At 60.6% G+C, this 12,511-nt stretch carries 13 protein-coding genes; 8 read left to right on the top strand and 5 right to left on the bottom strand.

Features of this window, described 5'->3' with window-relative positions; all coding sequences use genetic code 11:
* The first annotated feature begins 38 nt into the window (after positions 1–38).
* Together ACN0SO_RS08905 and blaOXA are read left to right on the top strand one after the other, a co-directional pair.
* Positions 39–323, top strand: a complete 285-nt coding sequence (locus ACN0SO_RS08905) for a SelT/SelW/SelH family protein (protein ID WP_417676702.1) — start codon at positions 39–41, stop codon at positions 321–323.
* 342 nt (positions 324–665) lie between these two features.
* Positions 666–1,484, top strand: coding sequence for a class D beta-lactamase (blaOXA, locus tag ACN0SO_RS08900; RefSeq protein WP_417676700.1), 819 nt, complete (start codon positions 666–668; stop codon positions 1,482–1,484).
* Here the strand turns inward: blaOXA and ACN0SO_RS08895 are convergent.
* Positions 1,450–2,379 (bottom strand): hydrogen peroxide-inducible genes activator, encoded by a 930-nt coding sequence (locus ACN0SO_RS08895; RefSeq protein WP_417676698.1) that lies wholly within the window; start codon positions 2,377–2,379, stop codon positions 1,450–1,452. The genes blaOXA and ACN0SO_RS08895 overlap by 35 nt on opposite strands.
* Positions 2,380–2,499: 120 nt before the next feature.
* Between ACN0SO_RS08895 and ACN0SO_RS08890 the strand changes: the two genes are divergently transcribed.
* Both ACN0SO_RS08890 and ACN0SO_RS08885 read left to right on the top strand, forming a co-directional pair.
* Entirely contained in the window at positions 2,500–3,150 is a 651-nt protein-coding gene (locus ACN0SO_RS08890) for a peroxiredoxin (RefSeq protein WP_417676696.1), read from the top strand.
* Between the two features lie 376 nt (positions 3,151–3,526).
* Positions 3,527–4,018: a bacterioferritin gene (locus ACN0SO_RS08885; protein ID WP_417676694.1), complete on the top strand. Its 492-nt coding sequence runs from the start codon at positions 3,527–3,529 to the stop codon at positions 4,016–4,018.
* Here the strand turns inward: ACN0SO_RS08885 and ACN0SO_RS08880 are convergent, their stop codons facing one another.
* Positions 4,019–4,405 carry a carboxymuconolactone decarboxylase family protein gene (locus ACN0SO_RS08880; protein ID WP_417676692.1) on the bottom strand — a complete coding sequence of 129 codons (387 nt, stop codon included), beginning with the start codon at positions 4,403–4,405 and terminating at the stop codon, positions 4,019–4,021. It abuts the gene before it with no gap.
* Between the two features lie 18 nt (positions 4,406–4,423).
* Positions 4,424–4,834, bottom strand: coding sequence for a MerR family transcriptional regulator (locus ACN0SO_RS08875; RefSeq protein WP_417676690.1), 411 nt, complete (start codon positions 4,832–4,834; stop codon positions 4,424–4,426).
* Between the two features lie 317 nt (positions 4,835–5,151).
* Between ACN0SO_RS08875 and ACN0SO_RS08870 the strand changes: the two genes are divergently transcribed.
* On the top strand, positions 5,152–7,638 hold the full coding sequence (locus ACN0SO_RS08870) for a methyl-accepting chemotaxis protein (protein ID WP_417676688.1): 2,487 nt from the start codon (positions 5,152–5,154) through the stop codon (positions 7,636–7,638).
* Between the two features lie 382 nt (positions 7,639–8,020).
* Positions 8,021–8,284, top strand: a complete 264-nt coding sequence (locus tag ACN0SO_RS08865; protein ID WP_417676686.1) for a DUF1344 domain-containing protein — start codon at positions 8,021–8,023, stop codon at positions 8,282–8,284.
* A gap of 45 nt (positions 8,285–8,329) precedes the next feature.
* Here ACN0SO_RS08865 and fumC read toward each other — a convergent pair whose 3' ends face one another.
* Together fumC and ACN0SO_RS08855 are read right to left on the bottom strand one after the other, a co-directional pair.
* A complete protein-coding gene (gene fumC / locus ACN0SO_RS08860) occupies positions 8,330–9,715 on the bottom strand; it encodes a class II fumarate hydratase (protein WP_417676684.1) in 1,386 nt (461 codons plus the stop codon).
* A gap of 548 nt (positions 9,716–10,263) precedes the next feature.
* Positions 10,264–11,013 (bottom strand): hypothetical protein, encoded by a 750-nt coding sequence (locus tag ACN0SO_RS08855; RefSeq protein ID WP_417676682.1) that lies wholly within the window; start codon positions 11,011–11,013, stop codon positions 10,264–10,266.
* Between the two features lie 94 nt (positions 11,014–11,107).
* Between ACN0SO_RS08855 and ACN0SO_RS08850 the strand changes: the two genes are divergently transcribed.
* Both ACN0SO_RS08850 and ACN0SO_RS08845 read left to right on the top strand, forming a co-directional pair.
* The gene (locus ACN0SO_RS08850) at positions 11,108–11,659 is read left to right on the top strand and encodes a MarR family winged helix-turn-helix transcriptional regulator (protein WP_417676680.1); all 552 of its coding nucleotides are present in this window, start codon (positions 11,108–11,110) and stop codon (positions 11,657–11,659) included.
* Positions 11,656–12,318, top strand: coding sequence for an MOSC domain-containing protein (locus tag ACN0SO_RS08845; RefSeq protein WP_417676678.1), 663 nt, complete (start codon positions 11,656–11,658; stop codon positions 12,316–12,318). Before ACN0SO_RS08850 ends, ACN0SO_RS08845 begins: the two co-directional genes overlap by 4 nt.
* Positions 12,319–12,511 lie beyond the last annotated feature (193 nt).

Raw genomic sequence — 12,511 nt, 5'->3', positions numbered from 1 at the left:
AAGGCCCCTCACCTTACCGCTTCATCCGGACGGAACCCATGCAAGACCTGCCTTCCCCGCATATCACCATTACCTATTGCCGCCAATGCGGCTGGCTGCTCCGCTCTGCCTGGATGGCACAGGAAATACTGTCGACGTTTTCCGAAGAAGTCGGCTCCCTGACCCTGATCCCGGGAACAGGCGGAACCTTCGTCATCGCCTGCGACGGCAAGACCGTCTGGGACCGGACGGTCGATGGCGGATTCCCCGAGGCCAAGGTTCTCAAGCAGCGCGTCCGCGACCTTGTCTGGCCGGAAATGGATCTCGGTCATTCGGATCGTTAGAGCATCGGGCGATAACTTTGAGCCATTTGATGTCTGAAAGCAGTTCATTAGGCCAGGCGCGTCGCGCGGCGCGATGCGGTGCATCGTGCAAGCGGCGCAACGCAGCCGATGGGCTGCTTTCTGACACCCGAAGGGCCGGGCTCTTTTGCCCGCTGACTGCGTTGGCTCGCGCTTGTGGTGGGAAACACCACGGCACGCGACCCGCCTTGTCAGTAGACAAAAGCGCGCTGGTCAAATGGTTCAAAGTTATCGCCCGATGCTCTAAGTCATCATCATTTGCTGCAATTTAAGGCCTTTCTCCTTAAGGATCGGACCAGACGCGTGAGAGGACCGGCCGGCTCAATGAAAATCCTGCTTTTCTCCTTCGGAATTCTGCTCGGCTCCTGCATGACGGCGGCGCATGCGGAAACCCGAACCCTGTGCACGATTGTGCTCAACGCCGAAAACGGCGCGCGCCTGATTGAGGAGGGCGACTGCGAAAGCCGCATGTCGCCAGCCTCCACCTTCAAGATCGCCATCAGCCTGATGGGCTATGACGCAGGCATTCTTGAAGACGCTTCGTCGCCAGTCCTGCCTTTCAAGAAGGGATATGTGGACTGGCGGCCCAATTGGCGCAAAGCGACCTCGCCCAGGACATGGATGCGGGATTCGGTGGTCTGGTATTCCCAGCAGATCACCACGCGCCTTGGCGACAAGCGGTATGCCGCCTATGTGAAGGCCTTCGATTACGGCAATGAAGACGTCTCCGGCGATCCCGGCAAGCATAACGGTCTGACCGCGGCCTGGCTCAGTTCCTCCCTGCAGATTTCATCGGTGGAACAGGTGACCTTCCTGCGCAAACTGACCCGGGGCGAATTACCGGTGAGTGCCGAGGCCGTCCAGCATACTGCCGAGATCACCGACTACGGTCGCCAGCCCGCCGGATGGCAGGTCCACGGCAAGACCGGCGCCGGCCTGCCGCGAAGCGCCGATGGCGCGCTGCTCAGGGGACAGCCCTTCGGCTGGTTTGTCGGCTGGGCGGAAAAGGACGGGCGCACCGTTGTCTTCGCCCGCCTCATCCAGGACAGCCGGCGTCAGTCGTCGCCACCGGGTTTCCGGGCCCGCGGCGGAATACTCAAGGACCTGTTCACGAACCCCGCTGCTCTGGACCAGGCGTTTTGAGCGCATCCCGAATCCGGATGATCGCCTCTCCGAGCAGTTCCAGCTCCGCTCCGCGCGGCGACGTCTTGCGCCAGACGAGCGCGATCCGTCGCGGATGCGCGCCCTCCAGGGGCACCAGTGCAACATCCTGCCCTTCCGCGACACCGGCATCGATCGCGATGTCCGGCAGCAGCGTCGCGCCCAGTCCTTCCGCCACCATGGCAACCAGCGTCGGCAGGCTTGTCGCCTCGAAGGTCAGGTCCTGCTGCGGGCCGAGCGGCGCAAAGGCGGACAGCGCATGCCTTTGCAGACAATGACCCTTTTCCAGAAGCATCATCTGTACGCCGGTGAGGTCCTCGCCTGACAGCCGGGCGCATTTGGCCAGAGGGTGATCCGGCTGAATAGCCAGCTGATAATTGTCTTCAAACAAGGGAAAGACCGCCAGATCCCCGATTTCATATGGCAGGGCCAGCAGGACAGCGTCGACCTCCCCGGCATGCAGATTGTGCAACAGGTCGTCGGTCTTGGCTTCCCGGAGATAAAGCTTGAGATCGGGATAGTTCCGCCGGACTTCCGGAACGATCCGCGGCAGGAGATAGGGGGCGAGCGTCGGGATCGCACCCAGCCTGAGATCGCCGGACAGGACACCCGCGTTCGCGGCCGCGTAATCCGCCAACGCCTTGGCGTCGGCCAAAAGGCGACGAGCCCGGCCCGCCAGTTCCTTGCCGACGGGCGTCAGGGTAACGGACCGGCGCGTGCGTTCGGCGACGGCGACCTTCAGCGTCGCTTCCAGTTCTTTCAGCCCGGCACTCAAGGTCGACTGGCTGGCATGGCATTTTTCGGCGGCGCGGCCGAAATGCTGCTCATCGGCGAGCGCTACAAGGAATTCAAGCTGGCGGAGACTGGGTAGGACCACTGGCAGAACCATCCGACTTATCGAAATAACCGATTACTGAGATCAAACTAATCCGTTTCACTATTCAATCGCAACCACCTATTTTCACGATAACGAAATTACCAACCCAAGGAGACCAAGATGGAAAACGACATCATCGCCCGCCCGGCCATGCCGCAGCTGAACAAGCCGGCGCCAGCCTTCACCGCCCCGACCACGCATGGCGACATCAGCCTCAGCAACTACAAGGGCAAATGGCTGATCCTGTTCTCGCATCCGGCCGACTTCACGCCTGTGTGCACCACCGAGTTCATGGCCTTCGCCAAGGCCGCGCCGGACTTCAAGAAGCTGAACTGCGAGCTGCTGGGCCTGTCCATCGACAGCCACTACGCCCACATCGCCTGGATGCGCAACATCAAGGAGAAGTTCGGCGTCGAGATCCCCTTCCCGATCATCGCCGACCTGTCCATGGACGTGGCCAAGGCCTATGGCATGATCCAGCCCGGCGCGTCCGACACCTCCGCGGTGCGGGCCACCTTCGTCATCGATCCGGAAGGCGTTCTGCGCGCCATGGTCTACTACCCGATGACGAATGGCCGTTCGATTCCGGAATTCCTGCGCCTGGTCACCGCACTCCAGACTTCGGATGTCAACAAGGTGGCAACCCCGGAAGGCTGGCAACCGGGTGAAGATGTTATCGTTCCACCGCCGGCAACCGCAGAAGGCGCAGAAGCGCGCGCCAGCGAAGGCTACAACTACGTGGACTGGTACTTCTCCAAGAAGTCCCTCTGATCCTAGTCACCCGAATCTGAAGTTCGTCTCATTTCTCAGCGCACTCCAAACGAACTTCAGATTCAAAGGGGTGACTAGCAAGTATATGTTTCTAATGCGATTTTCGGATTTGAAATACGCGCCGGCATCCGCTTTGGAAATGAGGCGTATTTCAAATCCACCGCACTAGGCACGTGGTCCAGCCCGTCCGGACCTCCCTGACAGCGCGGCGGACGGGGCCGCGCCAAGGGCGGAGCGCTTCGTGCGATGCCGCGCTCCGCCCAACACCGCGAACCCGATATGGGGGAAATGACCCCCCTGCACGATCCATATCAATGTGGAAGTGCGCGTCCGACTCTATATGTTGCATCAAATAGTCAACTTTAAGGATTCGATTATGAGTGACCGCAAGAAAACATTGGCCAACCTGCAGACAGCCGTTTCCATGGAACTCAGCGCGGCACATCAATACCAGCTGCACGCGCATGTGCTCGAAGACTGGGGCATGGACAAGCTGGCAGCCCAGATGCGCGAGGAAATGCAGGAGGAACTCGGCCATTCCGACGAATTCATGGCCCGGATCATGTTCCTGAAAGGCTCGCCGGAACTGAAATTCGCAAAACAGCCGGAACGCGCCCAGACGCTGAAGGACATGTTCGAAGCCGATCTCTCCGACGAAAAGGATGCGATCAGCTTTTACACCAAAGCCTCACAGGAGGCCGCGGCCGCCGGCGACATCGGCTCGCGAACCCTTTTCGAAAAGATTGTCCTCGATGAGGAAGGCCACATGTCCTGGCTGGAACTGCAGCTCGACCTCCTCGAGCGGATCGGCGAAAAGACCTACGTTTCGAAATATATGTCGACTGGCCACGACGCCGAAGACGAATGATCACGTAGCCGCATTGTCGTCTGCGGCAAACACGTCCATTGCCGCATTCAGCCCGTTGATCGCCGCCGGCAGGCCGCCATAGACGGCCATCTGCCAGATCGCCTCAACGATCTCGGTCCGGCTTGCGCCTGCCGCGAGCGTGTGCTCGATGTTGATTTTCAATTGCGGACCGGTCTGGCCGCCCAGCGCCGTCAGCGCCGCAATCGTGCACAACTGCCGGGTCTTCAGATCCAGTCCGGGCCTTGCATAGTGCCGGCCATAGGCCCACTCGATCAGGCCTTCGGCGAAATCCGGAAGCAGCGCGCCGTAACGATCGTCGAGGATCCGTTCAAGATCCGGATTCAATTTCTGTGTCAGCTCGCGGCCGCGTTCCAGTGCAGTGCTCATGCGCCAATCCTTTGAAGGTCACTGCGCGCCGTGTCCGGTCCGGGCGCAGTTTTCGAAAGACGGATCGACGGGTTCGCCCGCTTCCATCTTCCGGTAGAGGTCGATCTTGTCGTCCAGAACGCCCAGCATGTCGGTAAGCCGGGCAATGTCGGCTGCCACCTTTTTCCGGTGGCCTTCCAGCATCTGCCGCCGCGGCGTGAGCGAGGTCGCCCCCTTGCCGCGCAGCTTCGCATACCGAAGCCGGTCCTTGATCCCCATGCCGGTCGCCTTCAAACGATCCAGAAAATCGATCCAGCGCAGCATCGTGGCGTCATAGACCCGGCGGCCACCGCCATCGCGCGGTGCCTTCGGGATCAGCCCGATCTTTTCGTAGTAGCGTAGCGTATCGACGCTGAGCCCCGACTTTTCCGCAAGATCACCGATCAACATGGACATTCTCCGAACAGGACGATTTGACAGACCCTAGGTGCTGGAGTGCACTCCAGGTCAAGACCCGATTTTCGCTTTTTCGCGTCACAGGTGGCTGAAGGAAGCCAGCCATCCCAAATGCGCCGGCCGATTTCAGGCGGAAATATTCCCAACGGCAGCTTGTGACATTGGTGAACCGTTAGGCGCCGCATAAAGAACAAGCAGAATTTCAGAGTTGCAAGAAGCTCAACCACTCGCTCCTTTGCACTTCCTTAGAGTTTTTGCCCGATAAAAATGGCGGGAGGTATCGTCATGGGCATCTTCAGCGGGGTGTGACAGTGCTGTTCAATCGTTCGACCGGACCCGATGAGCCGGTAGCATCCGGTTCTGCGACCTCTTCAGACAAGAAACGCATCCGGCTGCCGCAGCTTTCCGTAAAGACCCAGTTCATGGGCGGGCTGGGTGTCATGCTGCTGTGTGCGGTCGGCGTCGGTGCCAGCGGCCTCATTGCCGCCGGGCAGGTGCAACGAACCGTATCTGTTGCCAACGAAGCCAGCGGAATTATGGGCAATGTGCCCGGCCTGCTGCGCCATCTGGGCGACTTCGGTCAGTCCGGCACGGAAGAAGCCTCCAATGCGGTCCGCGCCGAAATCATGTCCATCACCGGCCGGGCCGACAGGCTTGCCGCCGAGCGCCCCGACGAAGCGAACGAACTCACCGCGATCACCCGGCAACTGGACGGCGCGTTCGAAACGCTTGCCGCCGCCCGCCAGGATCGTGATAGCGCCGTTCAGACCCTCAACGACATGACCACCGGCCTGCTGGCGACGACCAACACCGCCTTCGGGCAGATCGAAGCTCTGGCAAGCCAGCGGGTCGCGACCACTCTGGTCAATGAAGGCAAGTTGCAGAACCTGTCAGGTGTGGAATCGCGGATCAGCGACATGCGCGTTGCCGTCGTTCTGATCGGAAAAGCCGCCGCCGGGCTGGCTGAACAATCGAACGAGAAGCTTGCCAAGGACGCTGTCAAACAGATCAAGGATCTGGAGAAGGACGCCAAGGCCGTTCGCAGGGCCGTCAAGCTCGACAGTGTCAAGGATCTGGTGAAAGATCTTCTCAAACAGACCAAGATCCTGGCAAAGGACGTCAATTCCCCCGGCGCTGTCGACGTCACACCGTCCGTGGATGCCCTGTCCGGGCTGATCGGCGACCTGCAGACCGCGGTCAAGACACCGATTTCGGACATGAAGGCGGAACTGCGCGCGTTCGAAACCGTGAATGCCGCCATCGCACGCCTGTCGACCAATACCCAGACGCTGGCCCGTGGCGCCGTCAGCATCCGCAGCACCTATGCCGATTACCTGAAACAGCCCTCCGACAATGCCGCAACCGTGCTCCAGGGCATTCTCGACGACATGACCAGGGTTTCTGCGAACATGGCCGAAACCCGGACCAAGACCGCTTCGGAGACCGGCGACAAGGATGTTCTGGAAGTGCTGAACGGCTCCGTTGCGGCCCTAATTAACGAAGCGCAGGCGGCAACGGCCAACGTGCCCGAGACTTTTGCCAAGGTCATGACGGCGACGGAAGCTTTGGATAGGGCGGACAACGCCTTTTCGAACACGGTCGCCAACCTGACCGATGCCGCGCGCAGGATCAGCGAGCAGTCCGGGACACAGGCTGTCGCCTCCGGGCAAGGCGCCAAAATCGAAATCGTCGCGGCACTTGGCCTCGCGCTGGCAATCAGCGCCCTGCTTGCCATCATGCTGTCCCGTACGATCATGACCCCGCTCCGGCGCCTGACGGCCGCCATGCGCCACCTGCAGGACGGGCAGACCGATCTGGATATCCCGGCGGAACACCGGCGCGACGAAATCGGCGACATGGCCCGTGCCATTGGAACATTCTGCGACCGGGAGCGCGAACGCCACCGCCTCGAGGAAGAACAACGCACACATGCAAGCGCTGCCCAACACCGTCAGCAGAAAGTGGATCGGCTGGTCGCCGCTTTCCGGCAGGATATCGAAACCGCCCTGTCGGCCGTCTCGGAAAACATGCAGCAACTGGAAGCCACAGCGGAACTCCTGACAGGGATCGCCACCAACACCAGCGGCAAGAGCGAGGAGGTATCCCAGGCCTCACGCGATGCGACGGACAACGTGCAGACCGTCGCGGCCGCGACGGAGGAACTGACCGCCTCCGTTCAGGAAGTCGGCCGTCAGGTGACTGACACGCTCGGGCGGGTGGAAGAAGCCACGGGGGCAACCCGAACCTCCACCGAACAGGTTCGCGGTCTCTCGCAAGCGGCCGAGCGCATCGGCGATGTGGTATCGCTCATCCAGGAAATCGCGGAACAGACGAACCTGCTCGCCCTCAACGCAACCATCGAGGCGGCCCGCGCCGGCGAAGCCGGCAAGGGCTTTGCCGTCGTCGCCTCCGAGGTCAAGTCCCTGGCCGGTCAAACAGCCAAGGCAACGGACGAAATCTCCACCCATATCTCCGACATCCAGCAGTCGACCAATGCCGCGGTCCAGGCGATTACCGGCATCATGGACATGATGGAGGCCGTCAATCAGACCGCTGCCGCCATGGCGAGTTCGGTGGAACAGCAGTCGACCGCTACTGCGGAGATCTCCACCAGCATCAGCGTGGCGGCGGAACGCACCGCCCACGTCACGGACAACATCCGGATCGTGTCGCAGGGGTCGGGCGAAACCAGCCAGTCGGCGCAGCAGGTCGAACAGGTGACCGACGAAGCCACAAGACAGCTCGACGCCCTGACCCAGAGGATCGAGACCTTCCTCAAGGACGTGGCGGCCGCTTAGAGCAAAAGTGGGTACCGGCTTTGCGGTCCTGAAACAGCCGAAAAATCGCGGCGACTTGGTGCCGCCGCGCCTTCGGGAAGAATATTTTCGTACGGCGTTCTCCCAGCCCAAAATCCGCCGCAATGCGGGCGCTCATATCGTGGCTGCGGAATGACACGCGTCCTGCGTAAGTCCTTTTGGGATAACCCGGAATCCGGACCATCCAAAGAACCCAAGCCGCCTGCTTCTTCGGACAGAAGTTCCGGGGCAAGACAGGCCGCGACAGCTCCGCGCATTTTGAAAAAACAACCCCCGATACCCCCGGCAGGTCCCGAGGATACGGATTGCCGCGCCATGAGGCCGGCTCGTCCTCGCCGTCGGGGCTCTCTTTGGAGATCCTGGAATGCGCATGTTCAAACGCCTGGTGGCCGTCCTGGCCGTAACGGTCGCCCTGCCCCTCTCGCACGCCTTCGCCGACGAAGGCTCGGGCACCATCGTGGAGATCGATCCGGACGCAAAATCCATCGTCCTGGACGATGACACGGTCTATGTCCTGCCGGACACCATCGACCCGGAAGGATTGAATATCGGTGATGTCGTGATGCTCACCTATGAACAAGCCGACAACGGCACACTCGTCGTGACCAACATCGAAGTCGAGAATTGACGCGTTTCGCCCGGCCCCTCGAAAGGGGCCGGGCATTGCCTTTTCCTAAAGGCCCGGGTGCACCATCTTGACCGGGTCGACGATCCGGTCGAACTCCACCTCGTTCACATAGCCCAGATCGAGGCAGGCCTGCCTGAGGCTGAGATCGTGCTCGTAGGCGTGATGGGCGGCGTGGCTCGCCTTGTCGTAGCCGATGACCGGGCTGAGCGCCGTCACCAGCATCAGGGAATTTTCCACAAAGCGGGCGAGCTGCGCCTCGTTCGGCTCCGTCCCCTCCACCAGGAACTCCGCGAAATTCGCCGCGCCGTCGCCAAGGATGCGAATCGACTGCAGCACCGCGTTGATCATCACCGGTTTGTAGACATTCATCTCCAGCAAACCGCCGGCCCCGCTCAGTCCCACCGTGACGTCATTGCCCATCACCTGCACCGCAATCATCGCCAGCGCCTCGCACTGGGTCGGATTGACCTTGCCGGGCATGATCGACGAACCCGGCTCGTTCGCCGGTATGACAAGTTCGTTGAAGCCGCAGCGGGGACCGCAGGACAACAGGCGGATGTCGTTCGCGATCTTGTAGAGCGATCCGGCCAGCGCCTTGAACGCGCCGTGCAGCATCACCAGCGCATCATGGGCGCCCTGGACGGCGAACTTGTTCGGCGCCGTCTCAAACGGCAACCCGGTCAGAACAGCGATCCGCTCCGCCGCCTGTTCGGCAAAACCCGCCGGCGCGTTGATGCCGGTGCCGACCGCCGTGCCGCCCAGCGCCAGGAAACAGACGTCCTTCAGCGCATATTCGATACGGGCGATGCCCTCGTCGAGCATCCGGACATAGCCTGAGAATTCCTGACCGAGCGTCAGCGGCGTCGCGTCCTGCATGTGGGTACGGCCGATCTTGATGATCCGCTCCCAGGTCTTCGCCTTGACGTCCAGAGCGTCGCGCAGCTTGCGCACGCCCGGCAACAGCCGCCTGTTCGTGTGGATCGCCGCCGCCATGTTCATCGCGCTCGGGAACGTATCGTTGGACGACTGGGACATGTTGACGTGATCGTTCGGATGGATCGGATCTTTCGACCCCATCTTTCCGCCGGCCATCTCGATCGCCCGGTTGGCGATCACCTCGTTGACGTTCATGTTCGTCTGGGTGCCGCTGCCGGTCATCCACACATGGAGGGGAAAATGCGCGTCCAGCTCGCCCCGGTCGACCTCCTCGGCCGCAGCCACGATCAGCTCGCACTTGTCATCCGGCAGAAGACCCAGCTCCGCATTCACCTCCGCCGCCGCCCGCTTCAAAAAGCCGTAGGCGTGGATGATCTCGATCGGCATCAGATCGGTGCCGATCGAGAAATACTTCAGGGACCGCTGCGTTTGCGCACCCCAGTACTTGTCGTTCGGAACTTCGATCTCGCCGAGACTGTCACTTTCAACGCGCATGGGGGACTCCCTGATCATAAACTGCCTAGTTACAAATTATGAAGGTGTCATTCACTGAACACGATCTACTGCTGCAATACACGAGACAAAGGCATAAAAAAACACGCTCACAGCATCACGATATGTCCGGTAGCATCACCCGATGGTGTCCTTGAAGGTTCACCGAAAGCGACGCTCCTTGATCGTAACCGAGCTGACATAAGAACGCGGACGACCGGAAAGTGGATTGCGGCCGAAAGAGCCGTACCGATCATACTGCGTCGACAGGACAGCCGTTTTCGCTGCGTTTTCCATCGGTTTCCGCCGGCTTGGTCGCCAGCACCGCCTCAGTGCCCGAACTGATACACCGGCTCATTTAGTAAGCAACCTGCCTGTCCGGCAGCCAACCGAAATAGCGCGCGCGCCTGATGCCGCCGCCATCGATCAGAACAAGCGGAGGTGTTCCATGCATGCGACAAGCTTCCATGGTTTACGATATGGCTGCCGCACCATTTCAATCCATCTTACGCGGGTAGGGATTGGTGGGGGGTGAACTCCCCCCACCACCTTTACTCAACCTTGCCGGGAAGGCTGAGGTCGCCCGAAGCAACGTCGAAAACATCGGTTACGCAGAGGAGAGGGGCGTGGATGTTCGCATTGACTTTGAGCGCTGAGGTTACGCCGTCATAGGCAGTACCGACAATGGCATCCGGAGTGGCGAGAGAGACGTTCACCGTCACTTCCGGCCCATCGAACAACGGTGTGAACCCCGGACTGTCAATGAAGATCGGAAGGCCTGGCCAGGTCGCCGGCATTGCAGGCGTTTCGCCATCGGGAATGTCGCGCACGCCTAGCGCGCCCTGACCGCAGACCTCCGTCGGCATCAAGACCACCCAGTGGGAATGCCACTTCAAGCCATCATTCGTCGGGTCCCCGTCGCCGTCCTCGTCGTAGAGCGGCGTGTCGTCGAAATCCGGGTGACTGGTCGCGGCAAGCGCCAGGATACCGGTTTTTTCTTCAAAGCCTACCATCGAGGGGTCCAGCGACGTCGGCCAGACATAGGCGAAGACCGGCGCGCCGCCCAGTTGGCCGGCAGCAGCGGGAGTGTCTGCACCGGCCGTGCCGCTGGTTGTCATGTGAAAGGTGATCCTGCGCCCGTCGCGATGCACATGAGCCGCAAGAATATCGAACGAGGCGGTTTTGGCGGTGTCGGTTTCGGAGACAACTGCACCATGCTGGTGAAGGGCGTGGTCGGAATCCGCGTGCGCGGTGGAGGAGAGGCCGACGATCGCGGCCGCGATTATCAGGTGGGATTTCATTGTCGCGTTCCTTTCGCTGAGAGTTGGACGGAACGCATTAATAGTAGCGACTCGATATTATTGCAAGAAATGTTTCGACTCGCTATTATGCATCATGACCGATGATCAGAAACTTCGCCTGTCCGATCTTCTCGACCGAATTGCGCGCCTGCGTGCCGCCGAAAGCTGGCGGGACGATCTCAATCCCTCGCAACGTGCCGCCCTTGACTACCTCGGGCGGGCGAACCGTTTTTCCCGTTCGCCATCGCAAGTGGCCGACTACCTCGCTTCGACGCGCGGCACTGTGTCTCAAACGTTGAAATCGCTTTCGCGAAAAGGCTTGGTGGAAGAAGTCAGGTCGGAAGCGGACAAACGTTCGATATCCTATGAGGTGACTCCGCAAGGCCGTGCGCACCTGTCCGCCAACCGGAAGGCGAGCACGCTGGCGGATCTCACGGACCGGGAGGCCGGGTTGCTAACGGACCTGCTGGAACGTCTTCTGCATGGCGTGCTGACGCAACGAGGCGGCCGTTCCTTTGGCATGTGCAGAACCTGCAAATACCACTCTCAACGAAAAAGCGGCGGCTATTGCCGGCTGCTTGAGATCGATCTCCTGCCGGCCGAGATCATTCAGATCTGCCATGAACACGAAAGGGTTTCCGCATGACCGAAACATTGCCAACCGGAGTTGTGGATAGTCTGTTTGTCGGGCGGCCCGAGAAGTTATGGCCCGACAAGCCGGAAAGCGCGATTGCAAAGACAGCGGTTCAGCGCCCGCTGGAGGCTGGTCCGGAAGGTTTCTTCGAAGATGCCCAGGCAGACCTAAAAGTCCATGGCGGACCGGAGAAGGCGATCCATCACTACGCCGGCGACAACCTTGCATTCTGGCGGACGCGTTTTCCTGAGGCCGCCGATAAATTCGTTCCCGGTTGCTTTGGGGAAAACATTTCGACCATGGGGCTGCACGAAGGAAATCTGCACCTTGGAGATATTCTCAAGGCGGGAACCGTAACCGTGCAGGTGTGCCAGGGGCGCCAGCCGTGCTGGAAACTGGGAGCGCACACCGGTATTGCGGAAATTGTTCTGGCTTTCCGTGAAACCGGAAAGACCGGTTGGTACTACCGCGTACTCGAAGAGGGGGTGTTGGCACCCGGCGACGAGATCAGGGTGACGCAGCGTCTGCATCCGGACTGGCCGCTTGCACGCGTCATTGCCGCGCGCTTCAGCAAGAGCCCGCCAAAAGAAGCTGTCGATTTCCTGTCCCGGTGTCCCGAACTTTCGGAAAGTTGGCGGACCTCTTTCATCAAGCACACGGAAAGTACCTGACGCCAGCCACGGTCGGATCGGCCGAAGAGTTTCCGTTGACAGCTGTAAGCCGGGCGTATCATGAGGCGCATCGCGATTGCTTCATGGCACGCTCGCCGTGTTATCCCGACACTTGCTTAAAATTCCCAGCCTTCCCCTCATCCTTCATTAACCCAACCCGCTGAATTCCGCGGGTTTCCCACGTTTGCTCAGG

The sequence above is a fragment of the Roseibium sp. genome, from assembly GCF_048260565.1.
Lineage (GTDB): Bacteria > Pseudomonadota > Alphaproteobacteria > Rhizobiales > Stappiaceae > Roseibium.
Note: the sequence above shows the minus strand (reverse complement) of the source record. Positions and strands in the feature narration are given on the sequence as shown.